This window comes from Variovorax paradoxus NBRC 15149 (genome assembly GCF_001591365.1).
GTDB lineage: Bacteria > Pseudomonadota > Gammaproteobacteria > Burkholderiales > Burkholderiaceae_C > Variovorax > Variovorax paradoxus.
The window spans coordinates 851,135-873,974 of sequence record NZ_BCUT01000001.1 but is presented as its reverse complement, the minus strand read 5'-3'; the positions used below and the strand labels follow the sequence as shown (position 1 = coordinate 873,974).

Below are 22,840 nucleotides of genomic sequence, written 5' to 3'. Positions count from 1 at the left end.
TCCCTAGACCAGACGATGGCGAAACAGCCAGGCCGCCAGCGGCAGTGTGACGATGGCGATGATCGACAGCGGAATCAGGTTGTGCCACACCGTGGCCAGGCCCACGCCTTCCAGGTAGACGCGCTGCACCAGGTCGATCGCGAAGCGCAGCGGGTTGGCCATGGTGATCAGCTGCAGCACGTGCGGCATGTTGCGCACGGGTGTGGTCAGCCCGGAGAGCAGCATCATCGGCATCAGCAGGACGAAGGTGTAGAGCATGGCCTGCTGCATGTTGGCCGACACCGCCGAGATCGACAGGCCGATGCCCACGCTGGCCACCGTGAAGAAGACCAGCCCGGTGTAGAGCGTGATGAGCGAGCCCGCCATCGGAATGCCGAACCAGAACAGCGCGACCAGCAGGATCAACGTCGACTGCGCAAGGCCCACCAGCACCGGCGGCAGCGCCTTGCCGATCATGATCTCGAGCGGCGACATCGGCGTGACCAGCAATTGGTCGAAGGTGCCTTGCTCGCGCTCCCGCGCCACCGAGAGCGCGGTGAGCAGCAGCGTCTGCAGCATGCTGAGCGCGGCAATCAGGCCGGGCAGCAGGTTCCACCGCGTTTGGAGGTTCGGGTTGAACCAGGCGCGCGATTCGATGGTGAGCGGAGCCGGCGGCGCGCCGGCGCGCGTGCGCAGCTCGGCGTTGTAGCGCTCGACCACCGCGCCCACGTAGCCGGCCGCGGAGCCCGCGGTGTTGGAGTTGCGCGCATCGAGGATCAGCTGGATGGCCGCGGGCTGGCCCGCGCCGAGCTGCTGTTCGAAGTTGGGCGCGATCTGGATCACCAGCAGCGCCTTCTCGGTATCGATCACCTCGCGGATGTCGGCCTGCGTGCGCAGCGTGGCCACGCGATGGAAGACGCCGGTGCTGTCCAGGTGCGCAATGAGCTCGGTCGAGGCGCCCGTGCGGCTCTGGTCGAGCAGCGCATAGGGCACGTTCGAGAGATCGTAGGTGGCGGCGTAGCCGAAGATGAGGCTCTGCATGATGGCGGGAACGAACAGGATCACGCGGCTCGCCGGGTCCTTGAAGATGGCGAGCAGCTCCTTCTTGCAGAGGTTGGCAATGCGCAGCAGGAAGTCGATCATGGAATGCTCCCCTTCAGTCCAGGCTCTTGCGCGTGACCATGCGGGCCAGCAGCAGCAGGCCCACGGCATAGGCCACGAGGACCGCGCAGTTGCGCCAGATCAGCGGCCAGACGTCGCCCGCGAGGAACAGCGTCTTGATCAGGTCCATGAAGTAGGTGGCCGGCAGCAGGTGGCCGATCACGCGCACGGCGGTGGGCACGTTGCGCAGGTCGAACAGGAAGCCCGACAGCATCATCGAAGGCATGAAGGTGGCGATCAGCGCCACCTGGCTCGCGAGAAACTGGTTGCGCGTGACCGACGAGATCACCAGCCCCAGGCTCACCGCCACGATCAGGTAGAGCATCGAGCTGAGCACCACCGCGAACAGCGAGCCGACCATCGGCACCGCGAACAGGAAGCGCGCGGCCAGGAGGCACAGCGCCAGGCCCAGCATGCCGACCGCGAAATACGGAATGATCTTGGCCAGCAGTATTTCCACCGGCCGCACCGGCGTGACGAACAGCGCCTCGAGCGTGCCGCGCTCCCATTCGCGGGCCATCACCAGCGCGGTGAGAAAGGCGCCGATCAGCGTCATGATGAGCACGATGAGCCCGGGCACCAGGTACCAGGTGCTGGTGTTCGCGGCGTTGAACCACATGCGCTGCTCCACCGTCACGCGGCCCGCCGAAGGCGCGGCCGCACCGGCCGCGCCGCCGCGGTCGGCCTGGCGCAGGGCCGCTTGCGCCAGCGCGCTGCTCACATAGGCCTGGATGATGGTGGCGCGCCCCGCGTCGGCGCCATGCACGATGAGCTGCACGCGCGCATCGCCCGCGGCCAGCGCGCGCGAGAAGTCGGCGGGCACGCGCACGATGCCGTCGACCTTGCGCTCGCGCATCAGGGCCTCGGCGTCGCGCATCGAGCCCAGCAGCACGGGTGCGATGGTGGGCGAGAGCTGCAGGCCGGCAATGGCCTCGTGCGCCATCGGCGAGGAATCTTCGAGCACCACGGCCACCGGCGCGTTCTTCACGTCGAGCGACATGCCATAGCCGAAGATCAGGATCAGCACCATGGGCAGCAGGATGCCGATGGCCAGGTTGCTGCGGTCGCGCAGCAGCTGGCGAAATTCCTTGCGCGTGAGCGAGACGAGCCGGGTGCCGAAGCCGCTCATGGCTGTCTCCTTTCTTCCTGCCGCGCCTTCTCGACGATGCCGATGAAGGCCTGCTCCATGTCGATGCGCCTTCCGCCGTCTGCGCCGTCCTGCGCCTGCGCGCGCACCTCGCGCGGCGTGCCGATGGCCAGCACCTTGCCGGCGTCCTGGATCACGATGCGGTCGCAGTACTCGGCCTCTTCCATGAAGTGGGTCGTGATGACGACGGTGGTGCCGCCTTCGGCCAGCGCCGTGATGCGGCGCCAGAACTCGCGCCGCGCGAGCGGATCGGCGCCGCTGGTGGGCTCGTCGAGGAACAGGATCTCGGGCTCGTGCAGCAGGCCCGTGGCCATGGCCAGGCGCTGCCGGTAGCCGCCGGGCAGCTGCCCGCTGGGCGCGTCGAGTTCGCGCTCGAGGTCGAACTGCCGCAGCACCGTGTCCATGCGCCCCTGCAGCTTCTGCCCGCGCAGGCCGTAGGCGCCGCCGAAGAACGAGAGGTTCTCGCGCACCGTGAGATTGCCGTAGAGCGCGAACTTCTGCGAGACATAGCCGATGCGCTGGCGCGCCTGCGCGCGCGCATGGCGCAGGTCGACGCCGGCCACGCGCAGCTGACCGCCGCTTGCGGGCAGGAGGCCGCAGAGCATGCGGAAGGTGGTGGTCTTGCCCGCGCCGTTGGGCCCCAGCAGGCCGAAGATCTCGCCGCGCCGCACCGAGAAGCTGGTGCTGGCCACGGCCACGAAGTCGCCGAAGCGGCGCACCAGGTCCTTCACCTCGATGACCACTTCGCCGGGTTCACCCTCGGCCGGCGCAAGGCCTTCGCTCGCCGCCGATGGGGCAATGTTCGTGTCGCTGGCCTGCCGCGTGCGCAGCAGTGTCATGAAGCCGTCCTCGAGCCGCGGCGGCACGGGTTCGGCGCGCGCGCCGGCCAGCAGCTTTTCGAGCGCCGCGTCGTCCGCGTCCGGGCGGCGGATGAAGTGCACTTCGCCGCCCTGCGGCACGGCATCGACGATCTGCTGCCGCGCATCGAGCAGGCGCGCCTGCATCAGGCGCGGCGCCTCGCCCTCGGGCGGCGCAGCGACGAAGCAGGTGCCCTCGGCATGGCCGCGGATCTCGTCCGGCGTGCCCTCTGCGATCAGCCGGCCCTCCTGCAGCACGAACACGTGGCTGCAGCGCTCGGCCTCGTCGAGGTAGGCGGTGCTCACGATCACCGAAAGCTTTTCCTCGCCGACCAGCTGCTGCACGATCTGCCAGAGCTCGCGCCGCGAGAGCGGATCGACGCCCACGGTGGGCTCGTCGAGCAGCAGCAGGTCGGGCGAGCGCACCAGCGTGCAGGCCAGGCCGAGCTTCTGCTTCATGCCGCCCGAGAGCTTGCCCGCGGGCCGATCGGTGAAGCGGCCGAGGTCGGTCATTTCCATCAGCCGCGCATAGCGCTCGCGGCGCTTGTCCGCGGAGACGCCATGCAGGTCGGCGTAGAGGTCGAGGTTCTCCTGCACGCTGAGGTCGTCGTAGAGGCCGAAGCGCTGCGGCATGTAGCTGATGCGGTCCTGCACTGCCTGCGGATCGGCCGACACGTCGATGCCGAGCACGCGCAGTTCGCCCTCGTCGGCGCGCATCAGGCCCGCCATGAGCCGCAGCAGCGTGGTCTTGCCGGCACCGTCGGGTCCGACCAGCGCCGTGAGCGTGCCGGCGGGCACTTCGAGCGACACGTCGTCGAGCGCGCGCACCACCTGCTTCGAGCCCTTGGCCACGAAGCGCTTGTGCAGGGAGCGTCCGCTGACGGCCGGCTCAGCGCGCAGCATTCAACCTCCCTCCGGGCATGCGGTCTTGCTCCTTCCCCTTTCGGGGGAAGGTTGGGATGGGGGCGCCCCCACCCCAGCCCTCCCCCGGAAGGGGAGGGAGCAATGCGCACGGACGATCGATGAGATCGGTCATCACGGCTTGCCGGTCGACGACAGCTGCAGCCGCACCGTGGCTGGCATGCCGAGCCGCAGCCGGTCTTCCTTGTCGTCGACCATCACGCGGATCTCGTAGACCAGGCTGCTGCGCAGCTCCTCGGTCTGCACCGTCTTGGGCGTGAACTCGGCCACCGACGAGATGTAGCCCACCTTGCCCGCGATCGGCTGGCCGGGCTGGCTGTCGGTGGCCACACTGGCCGGCTGGCCGGGCCGCACGCGGCCGAGGTCGGGCTCGGCCACATAGGCGCGAATCCACTTGGGATCGGTGATGGCCAGCGTGAAGGCCGGGCGCTGCGGCGAAGCCATGTCGCCGGGCTCGAGCAGGCGGGCGCGCACCACGGCGTCGATGGGCGACCTGAGCTCGGCCTCGGCCAGCTGGTGGTTCATGAGCGCGAGATCGGCGCGCGCGGATTCGAGCTGGGCCTGCGCCTGCGCGATGTCTTCCTTGCGCGGGCCGGCCACCGCGAGCTGCTGCGCCTTGCGCACGTTGTCCAGCTGCGCGAGCGCCACCTTGCGGCGGGCCTGCGCGCGGTCGAGGTCCTGCTGGCTCACGGCGCGGCCGGCGGTGGTCTGGCCGATGGCCTGCAGGCGCGCCAGCTGCTGCTGCGCCAGGTCGGCATCGGCTTGCGCCGCGGCCACCTGGGCGCCGGCCTGCGCCAGTTCCTCGGGGCGGCTGCCGGTCTTCAGGCGCAGCAGCGCCTGCTCCTGCACGCCGATGCGCGCCTGCGCCTGCGCCACGCGCAGCACCAGCGAGCGCGTGTCGAGCCGGCCCAGCACCTGCCCGGCCCGCACGTGGTCGCCTTCGCGCACCGTGAGCTCCGCCACGCGCTCGTTGGCATTGAAGGCGAGCGAGACCTGGCGCACGTCGACGTTGCCGTACAGCACGAGCTGGTCGGAGGGCGTGGCCGAGCGGCTGAAGTACCACCAGCCGCCGGCCGCGGCGGCCAGCGCCACGGCGGCCGCGGCAATGAGGGGTTTCTTGTTCATGGGCGGGCTCCTGCCGGTTTCCGGGTCGGATAACGGCCGGATGTTATCAAATTGAAATTTGAATTTGAAGTATTTTTTCAGTTCGATTAACCTTGGCGCATGGCGACACGCTCTTCCACCACCCGCTCCCCCGCCGCGCGCGAGGGCGCGTCGCGCACCCAGCGCACCGACGGCAGCACCACGCGCCTGCACATCCTCGAAACCGCGGGCCAACTGTTCGCCGAGCGCGGCTTCGCCGAGAGCACCAGCAAGGAAATCTGCACGCGCGCCGGCACCAACATGGCGGCGGTCAACTACCACTTCGGCAGCCGGGACGGGCTCTACGAGGCCGTGCTGATCGAGGCGCACCGCCAGCTCGTGAGCATGGACGAGCTGATCAGCCTGGCCAGCGAGGCCGGCGATCCGCGGCTCAAGTTGCGCGCCTTCCTCACGCACCTGGTCGAGATGGGCAGCCAGCCCAAGGCACCCTGGGGCTTTCGCGTGGTGCTGCGCGAGGCGCTGTCGCCGTCTCCGGCGCTGCCCGCGCTGATCCGCCAGGCGGTGCTGCCCAAGGCCCGGCTGATCCGCGGCCTGATCGGCGGCATCATGGGCCTGCCCGAGGACCATCCCTCGGTGCAGCGTGGCCTGCTGTTCGCGGTGCTGCCCTGCATCGTGATGACGGTGGCACCCAAGGACCTGGCGAGCAAGGTGCTGCCGGCGCTGAAGGATGCCGAGGGCCTCGCGGACGACCTGATGCGCTACGTGTTCGCGGGCCTCGACGCCATCGCGAAGGAGGCGGCGCCCGTTAAAGCTGGAAGGCGACGGTGAGCAGCAGCCCCTCGGCCACGTCGCGCACCAGGCCCGGCCGCCGCGCGCGGTAGGGCTCGCCGGCGGAGGCGATGGTGTCGATCCATTCGGCCAGCCAGTCGATCTCGCGCGGGCCGTAGAACACCACGGCGGCCTCGTGGTTGAGCAGCAGGCTGCGCAGGTCGAGGTTGATGGAGCCGCACATGGCCAGTTCGTCGTCGACCACCACGGCCTTGGCGTGGGCCATGAACGGCAGCATGCGAAAGCTCACGCCGGCGCGCGCCAGGTCGCGCATGGCCCGTGCGCGCACGAAGTCCGCCAGGCGGTGGTTCGATCGCGCAGGCATGGCGATGGTCACCTGCACGCCGCGCCGCGCGGCCAGCCGCAGCGCATCGCGCAGCCCGTCGCCGGGCACGAAGTAGGGCGTGACGGCGAGCACGCGGTGCTCGGCGCGAAAGCAGGCGTCGATCAGCAGTGCGTGGGCGGTGTCCTCGGTCTGGTCGGGGCCGCTCGGAAGGAACTGGGCCATGGCGCTGCCTGCGCTTTCCGCCACGTCGTCGGCCGTGATGGCGCGCGCCTTGCGCCCGCGCACCGAGCTCCAGTCGTGGTCGAACTGGCGCGCCGCCGCGGCGGCCACGCTGCCGCGCAGGTCGAACGAAAGGTCGCGCCAGGCGTCGGGTTGCGCGTCGTTGCCGGCGAAGTATTCGCTCGCGAGGTTGCGCCCGCCCGACCACAGCCAGCCGTCGTCGGCAATGGTGAACTTGCGGTGGTTGCGCAGGTTGCGCGGCCCGATGCGGCGCAGGCTGAAGAAGGGGCGGAACACGGCGATCTCGCCGCCGGCCGCGCGCAGCAGGCGCATGTGGCGGCGCGGCAGGGTCAGCGCGCCGAAGCCGTCGAGCAGCACGCGCACCTTGATGCCTTCGCGCGCGCGCAGCGCCAGCCGTTCGATCACGGCATGGCCCAGCGCGTCGTCGCCGATGATGAAGGTGCACACGTCGATGCGCTCGCGCGCGCCGTCGATCACCTGCCACAGCGCCTCGCGCGCGGCGTCGCCGTCGGCATGCAGCCGGATCTCGCAGCGCCCGGGCGGCGCCAGGCCGAAGCTCTCGATGAGGTCGGCCGCCCAGTGCCCGCGCGCGGCCGTGCGCGCCGGCCGCGGCGAGCCCGCGGGTCGCAGCTTGCGCTGGCCGAACAGCAGGTACATCGGCAGGATGATGTAGGGCATCAGCACCAGCCCCATGACCCAGGCAATGGCCGTGGTGGGGGCGCGCTGCTCGCGGCGCGCGCGCGTGGTCAGCACATAGACCAGCAGCGCAAAGGTGACGACGAGAAAATGCTGGGACGGGGAGGGGAGCCAGTCGAATATGGAATTCGGCATGTGGCGATGATGCCCGAGGACGGGTCCGCGCCGCTCAGCGTTGCAGGAAGGCCGGCACACCGCGACCCTCGGAGGCCAGGAAGCGCATCATCGGATCGACCGCCGCGCGCACTGCGGGCCGCTCGCCCACGCGGCCGCGCCAGGCCACGAGCCGCGGCGTGGCACCGGTCATGCCGGCGCCCTTGCGGTCGGCGAACACATGCGCCATGTAGAAGGCGATGTCGGCGAAGGAGTAGGGGCCAGCGAGGTATTCGCGCGTGGCCAGCAGGCCTTCCATTTCCTCGTAGTAGCGCGCGCAGGCGGCGCAGGCCGCCACGGCGGGCGCGCTCTGCATGTCGTGCTGCAGGCCGAAGAGCCGGATCACGTTGGGGAAGAACACCTCGTCCGACTTCTGCTCGAGCTGCCGCGCGCGGGCCCGCTCGGCAATGCCGCGGGGCCACAGCGCAGGACTCGGATACCGGTCTTCGAGGTACTCGAAGATCTGGGTCGAATCGAACAGCTCGACATCGCCGTCGATCAGGATCGGCACCTGCTGCTTCACGGGATTGACGCGCAGCACCTCGGGGTGCTTGGGCTCGTAGGTGTCGTCCTTGGTGAAGGGCACCATCACCAGTTCGAAATCGACGCCTTTTTCGAGCGCGGCGATCTGCACCTTGGCGCCGAACATGCTGAGGGGGGCGGAATAGATCTGGGTCTTCATGCCCCCGACTTCACCATGAAAGGCGCTTCAGGTCGAGCCCCAGACCTCCTGCGCGGTCTCGACCACGAGGCGCAGCTTGGCGCGCTGCGCTTCCACCGCGATGTTGTTGCCGTGCACCGTGCTCGAGAAGCCGCACTGCGGCGACAGCGCGAGCTGCTCGAGCGGCGCGTACTTGGCGGCATCCTCGATGCGGCGCTTGAGCTCGTCCTTGTCTTCCATCTCGCCGAACTTGGTGGTCACGAGGCCCAGCACCACCGTCTTGCCCTTGGGCAGGTAGCGCAGCGGCTTGAAGTCGCCCGAGCGCGCGTCGTCGTATTCCATGAAGTAGGCGTCGAGGTCCATTTCCTTCAGCAGCGCCTCGGCCACCGGCTCGTAGTTGCCGGCCGCGGCGTGGGTGCTCTTGAAGTTGCCGCGGCACAGGTGCATGGCCAGCAGCATGCCCGGCGGCTTCTGTGCCACCACCTTGTTGATGAAGGCGGCGTAGCGGTGCGGCAGCTCGTTGGGATCGTCGCCGCGCTTGCGGGCGGCTTCGCGCATGTGCTCGTCGCACAGGTAGGCCAGGTTGGTGTCGTCCATCTGCACGTAGGTGCAGCCTGCGGCCGCGAGCGAGCGCAGTTCGTCGCCGTAGGCCTTGGCGACGTCGTCGTAGAACACCGGGTCGAGCTCGGGGTAGGCCTCCTTGCTGATGCCGGCGCGGCCGCCGCGGAAGTGCAGCATCGTCGGCGAAGGAATCGTCACCTTGGGCGTGCGGCCGGCCGAGACCTGGCTCTTGAGGTACTGGAAGTCGGCGAGCTGGATGTCCTTGATGTGGCGCACCTTGTCGAGCACGCGCATCGCGGGCGGCGCGAGTTCCTCGGTGCCGTCGGGCTTGCGGATGGTGACTGGAATGTCGGTCTTCACGCCGCCGAGCTGGTCGAGGAAATCGATGTGGAAGTAGGTGCGGCGGAATTCGCCGTCGGTGATGCTCTTGAGGCCAATGTCTTCCTGGAACCGGACGATCTCGGTGATGGCCTTGTCTTCGACCTTGCGCAGCTGCTCGGGCGTGATCTCGCCCTTGGCCTTTTGCTCGCGTGCTTCGAGCAGGTATTTGGGGCGCAGGAAACTGCCGACGTGGTCGTAGCGGGCGGGCAGGGCGGCGTGCTGGGACATGGTGATCTCCGTCGTGGCTGAAAAACGATGGACATCGTATCGCCTCAGGAACGGACATTGGTGTGTACAACGGGCTTGGTGTTTACCCGCAATACGGGGCTTCATCAGCGAAAGTCTCGTGAGATTTGTATACATTCAGTATTCATGAGAACACCCGCAACCGCATGAAAGCCGCAGCTGCATCACCCGTCGAACCCGCGGACGGCGGCGGCTCGCAGGCCGTGAAGGCACAGCTGCGGCTGCGCGAGATGATCCTGGCCGGCGAGCTGCCCGGCGGTGCGCGCATTGCCGAGGTGGCCATCTCCGAGCAGCTCGGCGTCTCGCGCACGCCGGTGCGCAGCGCCCTCATGCGGCTCGAACAGGAAGGCCTGCTCGAGGCGCTGCCCAACGGCGGCTATGCGGTGCGCACTTTTTCCGAACGCGACGTGGCCGATGCGATCGAGCTGCGCGGCACGCTCGAAGGCCTGGTGGCGCGGCTCGCGGCCGAACGCGGCGCGGCGCCGGTGGTGCTGCGCGAGGCGCGCGCCTGCCTGGCACGCATCGACGAACTGCTGCGCGAGCCCGCGCTCGACGACGCGGCCTTCTCGCGGTACGTCACGCACAACGAGAAGTTCCATTCGCTGCTGTGCGAGATGGCGGCCAGCCCGGTCATTGCGCAGCAGCTCGAACGCGTGGTCAACCTGCCGTTCGCGTCGCCCTCGGGCTTTGTCATCGTGCAGGCCAATTCGCCCGCGGCGCGCGACATGCTCGTGATCGCGCAGGACCAGCACCTGCAGGTGCTCGATGCCATCGAGGCCGGCGAAGGCTCGCGTGCCGAGGCGCTGATGCGCGAGCACAGCCGCATCGCGCGGCGCAACCTGCGCGAGGCGCTGCATGGCGCGACCACCGCCGAACAGCGCCCGCTGCCCGGCGTGCAGCTGATCCGCCGCCGCGGCTGAGCAATGGATGCATGCACGCAGTCCGCTGCGCTGCGCGATCATCGCGCAGTTCATTTGTTCATCGCGCAACAAAGGCGCGCCCCGGCGGTGGAGTAGGTGATTGCCTGCTCCGCCGCATGTTGCAAAGTATTGAAAAATAGCTCCCCGTTCGCATCCGCCCCCCAAGGAAAACTTCATGCAAAGACGCCATCTCATCCAGACCGCAGGCCTCACGGCGCTTGCGCTTTCCATGTCGCTTGCCACTGCGCAGGACAGCAACAAGTTCAAGATCGGCCTGATCCTGCCGATGACGGGGCAGCAGGCCTCCACCGGCCGGCAGATCGAAGCGGCGGCCCGGCTGTACATGGCGCAGAACGGCGACACCGTGGCGGGCAAGAAGATCGAACTGATCGTCAAGGACGACGTGGCCACGCCCGACGTCACCAAGCGCCTCGCGCAGGAACTCATCGTCAACGACAAGGTGAACGTGATCGCGGGCTTCGGCGTCACGCCGGCCGCGCTGGCCGCCGCGCCGCTGGCCACGCAATCGAAGACGCCGCAGGTGGTGATGGCCGCGGCCACGTCGAGCATCACCGAGGCCTCGCCCTACATCGTGCGTTCGAGCTTCACGCTGCCGCAGGTGTCGGTGGCGATGGGCGACTGGGCACCCAAGAACGGCGTGAAGACGGTGGTCACGCTGGTGGCCGACTACGGCCCGGGCAACGACGCCGAGAAGTTTTTTACCGAGCGCTTCCAGCTCAACGGCGGCAAGGTGATCGAGAAGCTGCGCGTGCCGCTGCGCAACCCCGACTTCGCACCGTTCCTGCAGAAGGTGCGCGACGCCAAGCCCGATGCGCTGTTCGTCTTCGTGCCCTCGGGCGCCGGCGCGGCCGTGATGAAGCAGTTTCTCGAGCGCGGCATGGACAAGGCCGGCATCCGCATGATCGCCACCGGCGACGTGACCGACGACGACCAGCTCAACGACATGGGCGACGGCGCGCTGGGCGTGGTCACCTCGCACCACTATTCGGCCGCGCATCCGTCGCCTGCCAACAAGAAGTTCGTCGAGGCCTTCCAGAAGGCCAACCCGAAGATGCGCCCCAACTTCATGGCCGTGGGCGGCTATGACGGCATGCGCGTGATCTACGAGGCGCTCAAGGCCACCAAGGGGCAGGGCGGCGGCGACGCGCTCTTGGCCGCCATGAAGGGCCAGATCTTCGAGAGCCCGCGCGGGCCGGTCTACATCGACGCGCAGACGCGCGACATCGTGCAGGACGTGTACCTGCGCAAGGTCGAGAAGAAGGACGGCCAGCTCTACAACGTCGAGTTCGATGTGATCAAGGGTGTGAAGGATCCGGGCAAGGCGAAGTAATTTGGTGCCCAGGTGTTTCGTTCGGGGGCGCTGCTGTTCAGGGCTCGCTCCCGCCGACGGGGTACGCGGCGAAGCGAATGTCCCCCGGCCTGCGGCCTCCTCCTTGATTTCGCTGCGCAAGGCACCCCATCGACGGGAGCGTGATGCGGAGCAGTCGTTGATCAGCGATACACCAGCAGCGTGTCCAGTGCACAGGGCATCGGGTGCTCCCCGCAGCGAAATAAAGGAGGAGCCGAAGGCGGGGGACATTCGCGGAGGGGAGTACCCGGTGGCCTGTGCACGCGCCCCGAACAAAAGCATCCGAAACGAGAGCCACACCATCACGCGGCAAGAGATTTGACATGTTGACCATTCTTTTCGACGGCATCGCCTACGGCATGCTGCTCTTCGTGCTCGCCGTGGGGCTGGCCGTGACGCTCGGGCTGATGAACTTCATCAACCTGGCGCATGGCGCCTTTGCCATGGCGGGCGGGTACCTCACGGTGTTTGCGATGCAGAAGCTGGGCGTGCCGTTTCTGGCCTGCCTGCCGCTCGCTTTCATCGTGGTGGCACTGGCCGGGGCGCTGCTCGAGCGCACGCTCTACCGGCCGATGTACGGCAAGCCGCACCTCGACCAGGTGCTGTTTTCCATCGGCCTCGCGTTCATGGCGGTGGCGGCGGTCGACTACTTTGTCGGTTCGTCGCAGCAGAACATCCAGCTGCCCGAATGGCTGCGCGGGCGCACCGAAGTCGGCGACGGCGCACTGCTGCTCGGCATGGGGCACTACCGGCTTTTCATCATCGCGGTGTGCGCCGTGCTCACGGTGGTGCTCCAGCTCATCTTGTCGAAGACGCGCTTCGGCAGCCGGCTGCGCGCCGCCGTCGACGATCCGCGCGTGGCGGCAGGGCTGGGCATCAACGTCAACATCGTGTTTCTGCTGACCTTCGCGGTCGGCTCGGGGCTCGCGGGGCTGGGCGGCGCGCTGGGCGCCGAGATCCTTGGGCTCGACCCCACCTTTCCGCTCAAGTACATGATCTATTTCCTGATCGTGGTGTCCGTCGGCGGCACCTCGTCGATCACCGGGCCGCTCGCGGCCGCACTGCTGCTCGGCATTGCCGACGTGGCGGGCAAGTACTTCATTCCGAAGATGGGTGCGTTCACCGTCTATCTGCTCATGATCCTGATCCTGATGTGGCGGCCGCAGGGCCTGTTCACGCGCAAGGGAGGCCGTTGAATGAACGAGCCTTCAACGTACCAATCGGCCCTGCTGCGCAAGGCGCGCTGGCGCCCGCTCGAATTCGTGGCCTGGGCCGTGGCCTTTGCGCTGCCGTTCCTCATGCCCTCGCATTCGCTGCTGGTCAACGAGATCGCCATCGTCGCGCTGTTCGCGATGTCGCTCGACCTGATCCTCGGCTACACCGGCATCGTGTCACTCGGGCATGCCGCCTTCTTCGGCTTTGGCGCCTACGCCGCGGCGCTGTTCGCCAAGCTCGTGATGCCCGACCCGACCGTGGGGCTGGTGGTGGCCGCCGTGCTCTCGGCCATGCTCGGCCTGATCGCCAGCGTCACGATCCTGCGCGGCAGCGACCTCACGCGGCTGATGGTGACGCTGGGCACTGCGCTGCTCCTGCTCGAACTCGCCAACAAGCTCGACTGGCTCACGGGCGGTGCCGACGGCCTGCAGGGCGTGGTGATGGGGCCGGTGCTCGGCCTGTTCGCGTTCGACCTCTACGGCCGCACGGCGGCCTGGTATTCGCTGACGGTGATGCTGCTGCTGTTCCTCGCGATGCGCCGCATCGTGCATTCGCCCTTCGGCGCCACGCTGAAGGCCATCCGCGACAACCGGCTGCGCGCCATGGCCATCGGCATTCCGGTGGTGTCGCGGGTCGTCGTCATCTACACCGTGGCCGCCGGCATTGCCGGTGCCGCGGGCGCGCTGCTCGCGCAGACCACGGGCTTTGCCTCGCTCGACGTGCTGGCCTTCGACCGCTCGGCCGACGTGCTGCTGATGCTGGTGATCGGCGGCGTGGGCTGGCTCTATGGCGGCGTGGCGGGCGCCATCGTCTTCAAGCTGCTGCAGAACTGGCTCTCGGCCGTGACGCCGCAGTACTGGATGTTCTGGATCGGCCTCTTGCTGGTGCTGCTGGTGCTCGTGGGGCGCGACCGCGTGCTCAAGCCGTGGACCTGGCTGGGCAAGAGGAAGAAGGGAGGCGCGGCATGACCGAGACCGTGCTTTCGACACAGGGCCTGGTGATGCGCTTCGGCGGCATCACGGCCACCAACAACGTCACGATGGAGCTCAAGCGCGGCGCGCGCCATGCGCTGATCGGCCCCAACGGTGCCGGCAAGACCACGCTCATCAACCTGCTGACGGGCGTGCTCGTGCCCACCGAAGGCCGCATCTCGCTGCTCGGCGAAGACATCACCACGCTCGCGCCGCACAAGCGCGTGGCGCGCGGCCTGGTGCGCACCTTCCAGATCAACCAGCTGTTCGACTCGATGACGCCGCTCGAAACACTGGCGCTCGTGGTCTCGCAGCACCAGGGCATCGCCTCGCAATGGTGGCGCCCGCTGGGGTCCAGCAAGGCCGTGACGGAGCGCGCGGCGCAGCTGCTCGAGCAGTTCCACCTCGGCGACGTGGCGCAGCAGCAGACGAAGTTCATGGCCTACGGCAAGCGACGCCTGCTCGAGATTGCGATTGCGCTGGCCTGCGAGCCGCGCGTGCTGCTGCTCGACGAACCGGTGGCGGGCGTTCCCGCCGGCGAGCGCGAGGAGCTGCTGCAGACGGTGGCCGCATTGCCGGCCGACGTGTCGGTGCTCTTGATCGAGCACGACATGGACCTGGTGTTCAGCTTTGCCGACCGCATGACGGTGCTGGTCAACGGCACCTTGCTGACGGAAGGCGACCCCGAAACCATCGCCAACGATCCGAAGGTGAAAGAGGTCTACCTGGGCCATGGAGATGCCGTTCATGTCTGAACTGCTGCGCATCGAGAACCTGAGCGCCGGCTACGGCGAGGCCGTGGTGCTGCACGACGTGGCCTTCGCGCTCGGCGAAGGCCAGACGCTGGCGCTGCTGGGCCGCAACGGCACGGGCAAGACCACGCTGATCAACACGCTGGCGGGTGCGACGCGGCAGCACGGCGGGAGCATCTCGCTGGCTGGACTGGCGCTGCACAAGCTGGCGCCGCACCAGCGCGCGGCGGGCGGCATCGGCTGGGTGCCGCAGGAGCGCAACATCTTCAAGTCGCTCACGGTGCACGAGAACCTCACGGCGGTCGAGCGGCCCGGCAAGTGGAACCCGCAGCGCGTCTACGAGATGTTCCCGCGCCTGGCCGAGCGCAAGACCAACCTGGGCACGCAGCTGTCGGGCGGCGAGCAGCAGATGCTGGCCGTGGGCCGCGCGCTGGTGCTCAACCCGAAGCTGCTGCTGCTCGACGAGCCGCTCGAAGGGCTGGCGCCGATCATCGTGGAAGAGCTGCTGCGCGCCATCCGCCGCATCACGCAGGACGAGGGGCTGGCCGCGATCATCGTGGAGCAGCATCCGCAGGCGATCCTCGCGATTTCCGACCACGCCGTGGTGCTCGACCACGGGACCATCGTGCATGCCGACAGTGCCGCGGCATTGCGCAGCCAGCCTCAAGTGCTCGAACGCTTGCTGGGCGTGGCGCGCTAGCGGCCCGGCGAACAAGAAGGAGACAGAAAAATGGCGATCCCGAAGACAGTGCTCAGCGGGGGCGCCATGCTGGCGGCCGCCGCATTGCTCGCCGCTTGCGGCACCACCGGCCCGAAGAGCCTCGGCCTCGGCGCAGATCCGGCGGCGGCCTGTGCGGCCCTTGCCGCCGCGCCGGTCGCGCCCGCGGCCATCGGCCTGCCGAGCGGCGCGGCCACGATCGATTCGGCCACGCTCGTTCCCGCCACGGCGCTTGCCGTCGCCGAGCGCGGCCCCAGCCCGGCCGCGCGCATCACGCCGGCAACGCCTGCGCACTGTGCGGTGCTCGGCCGCATTGCGCCGCTCGATGCCGCGGCACCCCCGATCCTGTTCCGGGTCAACCTGCCGCTCGCATGGAACGGGCGCAGCGTGCAGTACGGCGGCGGCGGTTTCAACGGCACGCTGATCACTGGCCTTGCGCTGGTGCCGGCTGCGCGCTTCGACCAGCCGACACCGCTCGCGCAGGGCTACGTGACCTACGGCACCGACTCCGGCCACCAGAACGTGGCCGGTCAGCCGCCGCAGGCCTTTGCGCTCAACGACGAGGCGCTGGCGAACTTCGCCCACGCCTCGTACAAGAAGGTGCGCGACGTGGCGGTGGCGCTGATGCAGCGCGCCTACGGGCAGGCGCCGCAGAAGCTGTACTTCATGGGCAGCTCCGAAGGCGGGCGCGAGGCGCTCACGATGGCGCAGCGCTATCCGCAGGACTTCGACGGCATCTTCAGCCGCGTACCGGTCATCAACTGGACCGGGCTCCAGCACGCCGGCACGCGCAACGGCATCGCCACCTTCGGCGAAGGATGGCTACGGCCCGCGCAGGTGCAGCTGGTGCACAACGCCGTGCTCGCATCGTGCGATGCCGCGGATGGCGCGGCGGACCGCATCGTGTCGAACCCGGTGGCCTGCCTGCAGCGCTTCGATCCGGCGAGCCTGCGCTGCGCGGCGGGCACGAGCGGCGACAACTGCCTGAACGATGCGCAGGTGCAGGCGGTGCGCACGCTGCGTTCGCCGTGGCGCTCGCCCGTGCCGCTGGCCCATGGCGTCACCGAATACCCCGGCTGGGGCATCGGTGGCGAGGCGACGCCGGCTTTCGCATCGATGGGCGGATGGAACGCGTGGTGGACGGGCACCAGCGCGCCCACCGTGCCGCCGCAGCCGAGCAACGGCATCGCGTGGTTCTACGGCAGCGGCGCGCTGCAGTATTTCTATGCGCGCAACCCGTCGCTCGACGTGCGCAACTACCGCGCGGAAGACTTTGCCGCGCGCATCGCCGCCGTCTCGCAGCTGATGGATTCGACGAACCCCGATTTGGGCGCTTTCCACGCGCGCGGCGGCAAGCTGCTGATGCTGGAGCACATGGCCGACTATGCGCAGAGCCCGTTCGCAGGCATCCGCTACTACGAGTCGATCGTCGCGCGCATGGGCCGCGACAACGCGGACCGCTTCCTGCGCCTGTACACCGCGCCCGGCGTCGATCACGTGGGCAGCGGTGCGCCGGCCAACGTCGACATGCTCGGCGCGCTGGCCGACTGGGTCGAGCGCGGCCGTGCGCCCAGCGGGCTGCAGCTGGTCGAGCAGGAAGTGCCGCCGCCGTTCAAGGCCGTGCGTGCGCGCCCGCTGTGCGAATGGCCGCTGTGGCCGCGCTACACCGGCGGCGATGTGTCGCAGGCCGCCAGTTTTCAGTGCAGCAGGTAGCGCGGCGGGGCTGAACGGCTTCTCAGACTGCGCAGCTGTCGGGCCCGCATGAGGTCGGGCCGGCGCCCGCCGCCGTGGCCGGCGAGGGCAGCACGAGCCCGGCGAGCTGCGCCTTCCATTCTTCGGTACGGCCGAGCCAGGGACCGATCTCGATCCGGCCCTCGCTGCCGTCGGCCTGCGCCAGCACGAAGGTCGGAAAGCCCTGGCCGCCCGCGCGCTGCAGCAGCTGGCGGCTTGCGGCGATGTGCCGGGAGGTCGCTTCGCCGCCAAGGCGCGAGAAGGCCGATGCGAAGGCGCCTGCATCGAAGCCGAGCTCCGTTGCCAGCGCCGTGAGCACGTCCGCATCGGCCACGCGCCGGCCTTCGACATAGTGCGCGCGCTGCAGCCGATGGATCATGTCGAGGCCGCCGCCTTCGCGCAGCGCCTCGGCCGCGAGCACCGCGGTGGTCGGCGGCTCGGAGTCCATCACCGCGCCGGTGTCGCGCAGCAGGCCGTCGAAGTAGGCTTCGCCGAAGGGCTGGCCCGTGAGCTCGGCAATGCGGCGGTCGTGCGGCATCACGTAGTCGCGCCATTGCGGCGTGATCGCACGCCGATTGGCGCCGGTCATCATGCCGCCGCCGTGGAACGCGACCTTGAGGCCCGGCACGCCGCGCGCCGCCTCGACCAGCGGCGCAGCCGCATAGCACCAGCCGCACATCGGATCGAAGATGTAGTGCAGCGTGGCGCCTGCTGCCGATGGGTTGTCGTTCACTGCGGCCACTTCATTTCTCCCTTGATGACCTTGGCGCCCAGTTCGAGCGACGAGGCGCCTTCGAGCTTCGGGTAGCGCTTCTTCATCGCGGCAATGAGCGCGGCCGAGTCCGCGGCCTTCTTCGCCTCGGTCTCGAAGGCCTGCAGGTAGCTGCGCGTGAACTTCACCGAGGCGAGCGCGTAGGGCGCACTGCCGTCCGCATTCGGAAGGTAGTGGCCGGGCACCACGGTCTTCGGGCGCAGCGCCTCGATGCGGCCGAGGGTCTTGATCCAGTCGCGGCGCGAGGCGGGCGTCTGCGTGTCGGCCACCCACACATGGATGTTGGCCGAGACCGGAATGCCGCCGACCACCGCCTTGAGCGAGGGGATCCATGCAAAGGTGCGTTCGGGCGTGGGGCCGTCGAGGCCGACGACATGGATCTTGCGGCCTTCGAGCGTGATGCTGTCGCCGGCCAGCGGCTCGGGCACGACCAGCGCCTTGGGCGCGTTGTCCTTCAGGATCGGGCCCCAGTGCGCGAGCTTGCCGTCCTTGGAGGCCTGGATGGCTGCCACGGTCTGCGGCGTGGCGACGATCCTTGCGTCGGGGAACGCGGCCTGGATCACGTCGAGGCCGAAGTAGTAGTCGGGGTCGCTGTGGCTGATGTAGACCGTGGTCAGCTTCTTGCCGCTGGCCTTGATCTTCTGCACCAGCGCCTCGGCGTCGTTACGCTGGAACTGCGCGTCGATCAGCACGGCATCGGCCTGGCCCATGACCAGTTCGGAAGACACCGGGAACATCGACTTGGCGCCGGGGTTGTACACCTCCAGCTTGAGCGGCTCGGCGGCATGGGCCGCCAGGGCAGCGAACGACAGGGCGGCGCCGAGCGCGGCGGCGGAGAGAAGGGTTCTGCGGAACATTCGGGTCTTTCGGTGGAGTGGCGTTGGCGGGATGGCAGCGCGGACAGCCCGAATGTTAGGTTTCGTGAATGGAAACAAAAACCCTGTATTTGCCAATGAATAGTTTCGCATTTCGAACGAATCACCCAGCGACCTCGCGCTCGGTCGCGCACCGTTCGAGATGCGCCACCAGCAGTTGCGCCGACGGCGAGAGCGCCGCTTCGTCGCGAAAGCAGATCGCGAATCGGCGGCGCGCCCAGGCATCGGCGAGCGGCATCAGCCGCAGCCCGTAGGTGTCGGTGAAGGGCCGCGCCACCTCGGCCGGCACCACGCTGATCGCGAGCCCGGCCCGCACCACGCGCAGGGCGGCATCGAAGTTGGACACCAGCACGCGGTACACCAGCGGCTTGCCCGCCACCGCCGCTTCGCGCGCGAGCATCAGCTGCACGGCGCTCAGCGCGGGCATGCCGACGAATTCATGGCCGAGCACGTCCTCGAAGCGCACCTGGCCGTGGCGCGCCGCCGGATGCGAGGGGTGCGCGACGATCGCGAGGTGGTCGGTGCGGTAGTCGCGCCGCTGCAGGCCCTCGAGGTCGGCCGCGTCCCAGCACAGGCCGATCGAGGCGCTGCCCTCGCGGATGCCGCGCACGATCTCGGGGCTGACGCGCTCTTCCATGTCGACGCGGATGTTGCGGTGCGCGGGGTTCTGCAGGAAGTTCGCCACGTCCTCGGCCAGCGATTCGGCCAGCGCCGAGGCCGAGGCCAGGATGCGCACATGCCCGCGCGCGCCGCCTGCATAGGCGGCCATGTCGCGCTCGATGCGGTGGGCGCTGCCGAGCATCGCGCGCGCATGCTCGAGCAGCGTTTCGCCGGCGGGCGTGGGCACCACGCCGCGGCGCTTGCGCAGCAGCAGCGGCGTGCCGACGGCGTCCTCGAGCTGGGCCAGGCGCTTGCTGATGGCCGAGCCGACGATGCTGGCCTGCTCGCCCGCACGCGCGATGCTGCGGGTCTCGCAGACGGCGACGAAGAGGCGGAGCGTGGTGAGGTCGAGGTCTCTCATGATGTTCCGTTCTGGAATCGAATGGCTTCCAAAATATACCTTCTGGATTAAATCGGAACTTCTAAGATCGACGCCGACCCTCACGACGGAGACCAGTTTTGATTCATGCCTTCCTGCCGCCCAGCGCGGACGTTCGCGAAGTGGGGCTGCGCGACGGCCTGCAGAGCATCGCCAGAACCCTGCCCACCGCCCAGAAGCTCGAATGGATCCGCGCTGCACACGCCGCCGGCCAGCGCGAGATCGAAGTCGGCTCCTTCGTGCCCGCGCGCCTGCTGCCGCAACTGGCCGACACGGCCGAGCTGCTGGCCTTTGCAAAGACGCTGCCCGGGCTCGTCGCCTCGGTGCTGGTGCCCAACCTGCGCGGCGCGGAACTGGCCATTGCCGGCGAGGCCGATCTCATGATGGTGCCGCTGTCCGCCAGCCACGCCCACAGCCTTGCCAACCTGCGCAAGACGCCCGACGAAGTGGTGGCCGAGGTCGCGCGCATCCGCGCCGCGCGCGACGCCGCGGGCTCCAGGACCTTGATCGAGGGCGGCGTGGGCACTGCGTTCGGCTGCACGATCCAGGGCCATGTGGACTCCGGCGAGGTGCTGCGGCTGATGCAGGCGCTGCTCGATGCGGGCGCCGACCGCGTGAGCTTGGCGGACACCGTCGGCTATGCCGATCCCGCGATGGTCCGCAGCCTGTTCGAGCGCGCGCAGCGCATCGCGGGCGAGCGCCTGTGGTGCGGCCATTTCCACGACACGCGCGGCCTGGGGCTCGCCAACGTCTACGCCGCACTGGAAGTCGGCATCGCGCGTTTCGACGCCTGCCTGGCCGGCATCGGCGGCTGCCCGCATGCGCCCGGTGCCAGCGGCAACGTCGACACCGAAGACCTCGTCTTCATGCTCGAAAGCATGGGCGTTGCAACCGGCGTCGACCTGCCGAAGCTGCTCGGCCTGCGCCAGCGCGTGGCCGGCTGGCTCGAAGGCGAGACGCTGCAGGGCACGGTGTGGCGCGCGGGTTTCCCGAAGACCTTCGCGGCAACCGCCGGAGTGGCCGCATGAACGCGGCCACCGAAGAAAAACGCCTGCCGCTCACGGGCATTCGCGTGGTCGAGTTCACGCACATGGTCATGGGCCCGACCTGCGGCATGGTGCTGGCCGACCTCGGCGCCGAGGTCATCAAGGTCGAGCCGATCGAGGGCGACCGCACGCGGCACCTGCTGGGCGCGGGCGCCGGTTTCTTTCCGATGTTCAACCGCAACAAGAAGAGCATCGCGCTCGACCTGCGCCACCCGCAGGGCCTGGAAGCGGCGCTGCGCCTGTGCGCCACCGCCGACGTGGTGGCGCAGAACTTCAGGCCCGGCACCATTGACAAGTACGGCCTGGGCCATGCCGCGCTCGGCAAGCTCAACCCACGCCTGGTGTACGTCAACCACACGGGCTTCCTGCCCGGCCCCTACGAGCACCGCACGGCCCTCGACGAAGTGGTGCAGATGATGGGCGGCCTGGCCTACATGACGGGCCGCCCCGGCGACCCGCTGCGCGCGGGCAGCAGCGTGAACGACATCATGGGCGGCATGTTCGGCGCCATCGGCGCCATGGCCGCGCTGATGCAGCGCGCGCAGACCGGCAAGGGCCAGGAAGTGCAGTCGGCGCTGTTCGAGAACAACGTGTTCCTGGTCGGCCAGCACATGCTGCAGTACGCGATCACCGGCCAGGCCGCGGCGCCGATGCCCCAGCGCATCTCGGCCTGGGGGCTGTACGACGTGTTCACCGTGAAGGACGGCGAGCAGATCTTCCTGGCCGCGGTGAGCGACGCGCAATGGACCGTGTTCTGCGACGCGCTGGGCTTCGACGACCTGAAGGCCGACCCGGCCCTGCGCACCAACAACGACAGGGTCCGCCTGCGGCCCACGCTGCTCGCGGACCTGCGCCAGCGCCTGGCCGACCGCCCGGCCGCCGAACTGTCGGCCATCTTCGAGGCGCGCGGCCTGCCGTTCGCGCCCATCGTGCGGCCCGAGGACCTCTACGAGGATCCGCACCTGAAGGCGACCGGCGGCCTCGCCGACATCCGCCTGCCCGACGGCGAGCGTGCCGGCCAGACCGCGCAGACCACGCTGTTCCCGATCACGCTCGGCGGCGAGCGCCTGGGCGTGCGCCTGGACCCGCCGACGCTCGGCGAGCACACGCGCGAACTGCTCGCCGAGCTCGGCTACGGCGATGCGCAGGTGGCTGCGATGCAGGCCGAATCGGCCGTCGCCTGAACGCCTTTTCCAAAAAACATAAAGAGAGACAAAGACCATGCACACGATCCTTCCCCCGATGACCCGCCGCGCCGTCCTGGGCTTCGGCACCTGCGCCGCCGCGCTGTCGGCATGCCCCGCGCTTGCACAGGGCTCCGACAAGCCCGTCCGCTTCATCCTGCCGATCAGCGCCGGCTCGGGCGTGGACGCCATCGCGCGCGCGGCTTCGGTTGCACTCGGCAAGGCCTTCGGCCAGCCGGTGGTGATCGAGAACCTGCCCGGCGCGGGCGGCATCACCGGCACCTCGGCCGTCGTCAAGGCCGCGCCCGACGGGCTCACGCTCGGCATGGTGTCGAACAACCACGTCATCAATCCGGCCGTGTACAAGAAGATGCCCTTCGACGCGCTCGGCGACGTCACGCCGATCAGCGTGGTGGGCGCGACGCCGCTGGTGCTGGTGGTCAATTCCAAGCTGCCCGCGAAGAACGTGAAGGAACTGGTGGCGCTGCTGCGCGCCCGGCCCGAGAGCTACAACTACGCCTCGTCGGGCAACGGCACCATCATCCACCTGGCCGGCGAGATGTTCATGGAAGAGGCCGGCGTGAAGGCGCGCCACATTCCCTACAAGGGCACCGGCCCGATGGTCACCGACATGATCGCGGGCCAGGTCGAGATGGGCGTGGTGGCGCTGCCCGCGGTGCAGCCGCACCTCAAGAGCGGCGCGCTGCGCGCCATCGGCCTGTGCGGCCCGGCGCGGTCGCCGGCCGCGCCGGACATTCCCACCATCGCCGAGCAGGGCCTGCCCAACTACGTCGTGGAAGGCTGGTTCGCGGTGATCGGCCCGCCGAAGATGCAGCCTGCCGACGTCCAGCGCGTGCACGACGCCGTGGCCGCGGCCTTCACGAGCGCCGAGGTGCGCGAGGCCATGGACAAGCAGGGCAACATCATCAAGCCCACCTCGCCCGAGCAGGCCGCGAGCTACTTCCGCAGCGAGGCGGCGCGCTATGCGGCGCTCGTGAAGAAGGCGAACGTGGTGCTGGAGTGAAGC

At 69.0% G+C, this 22,840-nt stretch carries 20 protein-coding genes and 1 pseudogene; 11 read left to right on the top strand and 10 right to left on the bottom strand.

Annotated elements, in window-relative coordinates; all coding sequences use genetic code 11:
• Positions 1-3 precede the first annotated feature (3 nt).
• From VPA02S_RS04125 to VPA02S_RS04110, 4 genes are all read right to left on the bottom strand, one after another.
• Positions 4-1,122: an ABC transporter permease gene (locus tag VPA02S_RS04125; RefSeq protein ID WP_012746880.1), complete on the bottom strand. Its 1,119-nt coding sequence runs from the start codon at positions 1,120-1,122 to the stop codon at positions 4-6.
• Between the two features lie 13 nt (positions 1,123-1,135).
• The gene (locus VPA02S_RS04120; RefSeq protein WP_012746881.1) at positions 1,136-2,269 is read right to left on the bottom strand and encodes an ABC transporter permease; all 1,134 of its coding nucleotides are present in this window, start codon (positions 2,267-2,269) and stop codon (positions 1,136-1,138) included.
• Positions 2,266-4,047, bottom strand: a complete 1,782-nt coding sequence (locus VPA02S_RS04115; protein ID WP_012746882.1) for an ATP-binding cassette domain-containing protein — start codon at positions 4,045-4,047, stop codon at positions 2,266-2,268. The genes VPA02S_RS04120 and VPA02S_RS04115 overlap by 4 nt, the downstream gene beginning before the upstream one ends.
• 132 nt (positions 4,048-4,179) lie before the next feature.
• The gene (locus VPA02S_RS04110; protein WP_062362349.1) at positions 4,180-5,190 is read right to left on the bottom strand and encodes an HlyD family secretion protein; all 1,011 of its coding nucleotides are present in this window, start codon (positions 5,188-5,190) and stop codon (positions 4,180-4,182) included.
• A gap of 99 nt (positions 5,191-5,289) precedes the next feature.
• Here VPA02S_RS04110 and VPA02S_RS04105 point away from each other — a divergent pair, with 99 nt between their 5' ends.
• Positions 5,290-5,997 carry a TetR/AcrR family transcriptional regulator gene (locus VPA02S_RS04105; protein WP_027730624.1) on the top strand — a complete coding sequence of 236 codons (708 nt, stop codon included), beginning with the start codon at positions 5,290-5,292 and terminating at the stop codon, positions 5,995-5,997.
• On the opposite strand, the gene VPA02S_RS04100 is transcribed toward VPA02S_RS04105, so the two are convergent.
• The 3 genes from VPA02S_RS04100 to VPA02S_RS04090 are packed head-to-tail and all read right to left on the bottom strand — an operon-like array spanning position 5,975 to position 9,203.
• On the bottom strand, positions 5,975-7,354 hold the full coding sequence (locus VPA02S_RS04100; RefSeq protein WP_012746885.1) for a phospholipase D-like domain-containing protein: 1,380 nt from the start codon (positions 7,352-7,354) through the stop codon (positions 5,975-5,977). The two genes, VPA02S_RS04105 and VPA02S_RS04100, sit on opposite strands and share 23 nt — an antisense overlap.
• 34 nt (positions 7,355-7,388) lie before the next feature.
• Positions 7,389-8,054, bottom strand: coding sequence for a glutathione S-transferase family protein (locus VPA02S_RS04095; protein ID WP_012746886.1), 666 nt, complete (start codon positions 8,052-8,054; stop codon positions 7,389-7,391).
• Between the two features lie 27 nt (positions 8,055-8,081).
• On the bottom strand, positions 8,082-9,203 hold the full coding sequence (locus VPA02S_RS04090) for a 5-methyltetrahydropteroyltriglutamate--homocysteine S-methyltransferase (protein ID WP_012746887.1): 1,122 nt from the start codon (positions 9,201-9,203) through the stop codon (positions 8,082-8,084).
• A 164-nt stretch (positions 9,204-9,367) separates the two neighbouring features.
• On the opposite strand from VPA02S_RS04090, the gene VPA02S_RS04085 reads away from it, so the two are divergent.
• The 7 genes from VPA02S_RS04085 to VPA02S_RS04055 all read left to right on the top strand — a co-directional run bounded on the left by VPA02S_RS04085 (position 9,368) and on the right by VPA02S_RS04055 (position 16,879).
• On the top strand, positions 9,368-10,141 hold the full coding sequence (locus tag VPA02S_RS04085) for a GntR family transcriptional regulator (protein ID WP_012746888.1): 774 nt from the start codon (positions 9,368-9,370) through the stop codon (positions 10,139-10,141).
• Positions 10,142-10,316: 175 nt separating this feature from the next.
• Positions 10,317-11,492: an ABC transporter substrate-binding protein gene (locus VPA02S_RS04080; protein ID WP_012746889.1), complete on the top strand. Its 1,176-nt coding sequence runs from the start codon at positions 10,317-10,319 to the stop codon at positions 11,490-11,492.
• Positions 11,493-11,833: 341 nt separating this feature from the next.
• Positions 11,834-12,706, top strand: coding sequence for a branched-chain amino acid ABC transporter permease (locus VPA02S_RS04075; RefSeq protein WP_012746890.1), 873 nt, complete (start codon positions 11,834-11,836; stop codon positions 12,704-12,706).
• Entirely contained in the window at positions 12,707-13,693 is a 987-nt protein-coding gene (locus VPA02S_RS04070; RefSeq protein WP_012746891.1) for a branched-chain amino acid ABC transporter permease, read from the top strand.
• Positions 13,690-14,451: an ABC transporter ATP-binding protein gene (locus tag VPA02S_RS04065; protein WP_012746892.1), complete on the top strand. Its 762-nt coding sequence runs from the start codon at positions 13,690-13,692 to the stop codon at positions 14,449-14,451. Before VPA02S_RS04070 ends, VPA02S_RS04065 begins: the two co-directional genes overlap by 4 nt.
• The gene (locus tag VPA02S_RS04060; protein ID WP_012746893.1) at positions 14,444-15,148 is read left to right on the top strand and encodes an ABC transporter ATP-binding protein; all 705 of its coding nucleotides are present in this window, start codon (positions 14,444-14,446) and stop codon (positions 15,146-15,148) included. The genes VPA02S_RS04065 and VPA02S_RS04060 overlap by 8 nt, the downstream gene beginning before the upstream one ends.
• 30 nt (positions 15,149-15,178) lie before the next feature.
• Positions 15,179-16,879: a tannase/feruloyl esterase family alpha/beta hydrolase gene (locus tag VPA02S_RS04055; RefSeq protein ID WP_012746894.1), complete on the top strand. Its 1,701-nt coding sequence runs from the start codon at positions 15,179-15,181 to the stop codon at positions 16,877-16,879.
• 22 nt (positions 16,880-16,901) lie between these two features.
• On the opposite strand, the gene VPA02S_RS04050 is transcribed toward VPA02S_RS04055, so the two are convergent.
• The 3 genes and pseudogenes from VPA02S_RS04050 to VPA02S_RS04040 form a co-directional block, all read right to left on the bottom strand.
• Entirely contained in the window at positions 16,902-17,639 is a 738-nt protein-coding gene (locus VPA02S_RS04050; protein ID WP_012746895.1) for a DsbA family protein, read from the bottom strand.
• A pseudogene (locus tag VPA02S_RS04045) lies at positions 17,633-18,526 on the bottom strand (MBL fold metallo-hydrolase); the annotation flags it as partial. The gene VPA02S_RS04050 and the pseudogene VPA02S_RS04045, both read right to left, overlap by 7 nt.
• Before the next feature lie 121 nt (positions 18,527-18,647).
• A complete protein-coding gene (locus tag VPA02S_RS04040; protein WP_012746897.1) occupies positions 18,648-19,565 on the bottom strand; it encodes a LysR family transcriptional regulator in 918 nt (305 codons plus the stop codon).
• A 98-nt stretch (positions 19,566-19,663) separates the two neighbouring features.
• On the opposite strand from VPA02S_RS04040, the gene VPA02S_RS04035 reads away from it, so the two are divergent.
• The 3 genes from VPA02S_RS04035 to VPA02S_RS04025 are packed head-to-tail and all read left to right on the top strand — an operon-like array spanning position 19,664 to position 22,837.
• Positions 19,664-20,611 (top strand): hydroxymethylglutaryl-CoA lyase, encoded by a 948-nt coding sequence (locus tag VPA02S_RS04035; RefSeq protein ID WP_012746898.1) that lies wholly within the window; start codon positions 19,664-19,666, stop codon positions 20,609-20,611.
• On the top strand, positions 20,608-21,813 hold the full coding sequence (locus tag VPA02S_RS04030) for a CaiB/BaiF CoA transferase family protein (protein ID WP_062362346.1): 1,206 nt from the start codon (positions 20,608-20,610) through the stop codon (positions 21,811-21,813). The genes VPA02S_RS04035 and VPA02S_RS04030 overlap by 4 nt, the downstream gene beginning before the upstream one ends.
• 37 nt (positions 21,814-21,850) lie before the next feature.
• On the top strand, positions 21,851-22,837 hold the full coding sequence (locus VPA02S_RS04025) for a Bug family tripartite tricarboxylate transporter substrate binding protein (protein WP_062362343.1): 987 nt from the start codon (positions 21,851-21,853) through the stop codon (positions 22,835-22,837).
• Positions 22,838-22,840 lie beyond the last annotated feature (3 nt).

Excerpts from the sequence above, each read along its gene's own strand:
- VPA02S_RS04125 (WP_012746880.1), bottom strand. The coding sequence starts at position 1,122 with ATGATCGACTTCCTGCTGCGCATTGCCAACCTCTGCAAGAAGGAGCTG.
- VPA02S_RS04120 (WP_012746881.1), bottom strand. The coding sequence starts at position 2,269 with ATGAGCGGCTTCGGCACCCGGCTCGTCTCGCTCACGCGCAAGGAATTT.
- VPA02S_RS04115 (WP_012746882.1), bottom strand. The coding sequence starts at position 4,047 with ATGCTGCGCGCTGAGCCGGCCGTCAGCGGACGCTCCCTGCACAAGCGC.
- VPA02S_RS04110 (WP_062362349.1), bottom strand. The coding sequence starts at position 5,190 with ATGAACAAGAAACCCCTCATTGCCGCGGCCGCCGTGGCGCTGGCCGCC.
- VPA02S_RS04105 (WP_027730624.1), top strand. The coding sequence starts at position 5,290 with ATGGCGACACGCTCTTCCACCACCCGCTCCCCCGCCGCGCGCGAGGGC.
- VPA02S_RS04100 (WP_012746885.1), bottom strand. The coding sequence starts at position 7,354 with ATGCCGAATTCCATATTCGACTGGCTCCCCTCCCCGTCCCAGCATTTT.
- VPA02S_RS04095 (WP_012746886.1), bottom strand. The coding sequence starts at position 8,054 with ATGAAGACCCAGATCTATTCCGCCCCCCTCAGCATGTTCGGCGCCAAG.
- VPA02S_RS04090 (WP_012746887.1), bottom strand. The coding sequence starts at position 9,203 with ATGTCCCAGCACGCCGCCCTGCCCGCCCGCTACGACCACGTCGGCAGT.
- VPA02S_RS04085 (WP_012746888.1), top strand. The coding sequence starts at position 9,368 with ATGAAAGCCGCAGCTGCATCACCCGTCGAACCCGCGGACGGCGGCGGC.
- VPA02S_RS04080 (WP_012746889.1), top strand. The coding sequence starts at position 10,317 with ATGCAAAGACGCCATCTCATCCAGACCGCAGGCCTCACGGCGCTTGCG.
- VPA02S_RS04075 (WP_012746890.1), top strand. The coding sequence starts at position 11,834 with ATGTTGACCATTCTTTTCGACGGCATCGCCTACGGCATGCTGCTCTTC.
- VPA02S_RS04070 (WP_012746891.1), top strand. The coding sequence starts at position 12,707 with ATGAACGAGCCTTCAACGTACCAATCGGCCCTGCTGCGCAAGGCGCGC.
- VPA02S_RS04065 (WP_012746892.1), top strand. The coding sequence starts at position 13,690 with ATGACCGAGACCGTGCTTTCGACACAGGGCCTGGTGATGCGCTTCGGC.
- VPA02S_RS04060 (WP_012746893.1), top strand. The coding sequence starts at position 14,444 with ATGTCTGAACTGCTGCGCATCGAGAACCTGAGCGCCGGCTACGGCGAG.
- VPA02S_RS04055 (WP_012746894.1), top strand. The coding sequence starts at position 15,179 with ATGGCGATCCCGAAGACAGTGCTCAGCGGGGGCGCCATGCTGGCGGCC.
- VPA02S_RS04040 (WP_012746897.1), bottom strand. The coding sequence starts at position 19,565 with ATGAGAGACCTCGACCTCACCACGCTCCGCCTCTTCGTCGCCGTCTGC.
- VPA02S_RS04030 (WP_062362346.1), top strand. The coding sequence starts at position 20,608 with ATGAACGCGGCCACCGAAGAAAAACGCCTGCCGCTCACGGGCATTCGC.
- VPA02S_RS04025 (WP_062362343.1), top strand. The coding sequence starts at position 21,851 with ATGCACACGATCCTTCCCCCGATGACCCGCCGCGCCGTCCTGGGCTTC.